The following is a 687-nucleotide window of genomic DNA, read 5'->3' on the forward strand; positions in this document are numbered from 1 at the left end:
CTGCCCAGCGGCGAGGAGTTCCCCCGTTTCAAGGCGTTCTGGCTGGTGCGCCCGCAGGAGGGCGCCACCACGGTCACCGTCTTTGCCCTGCTGGACAGCCCGTCGCTGGCCGGGGCGTACCGGTTCCGCATACATCCCGGGGAGTCCACACGTGTCGAGGTGACCGCCCGGCTGTTTGCCCGGGACGACGTCCAGCGCCTGGGCATCGCGCCGCTGACGAGCATGTTCTTCTACGGCGAGAACAGCGTGCGCCGCCACGATGACTACCGCCCCGAGGTCCACGACAGTGACGGCCTGGCCATGCACACCGCCGGGGGCGAGTGGATCTGGCGGCCGCTGACCAACCCGCGGGCGCTGCGCGAGAGCGCGCTGATGGACACCAATCCCCGTGGCTTCGGGCTGCTTCAGCGAGACCGCGACTTCGAGCACTACCTGGACGCCGAGGCGGACTATCACCGCCGGCCGGGTATGTGGGTCGAGCCCCGCGGCGAGGGCTGGGGCGAGGGTGCCGTGCACCTTGTCGAGCTGCCCTCCGACGAGGAGGTCAACGACAACATCGTCGCCTTCTGGAGCCCGAAGGATCCCTTCGAGGCGGGGGAGTCACTGACCCTGAGCTACGAGCTGCGCAGCCTCGAAGGTGCACCCCCCGGGCATGACCTGGCCCGCGCTGTTCGTACCCGCATCGGC

1 protein-coding gene is annotated in these 687 nt (G+C 69.7%); it reads left to right on the forward strand.

What is annotated here, in order from left to right; translation table 11 throughout:
* Positions 1–687, forward strand: a 687-nt coding sequence (locus G7A99_RS23190; protein ID WP_163144410.1) for a glucan biosynthesis protein, incomplete at both ends; no start/stop codon positions are given.

This window comes from Arhodomonas sp. KWT (assembly GCF_010993615.1).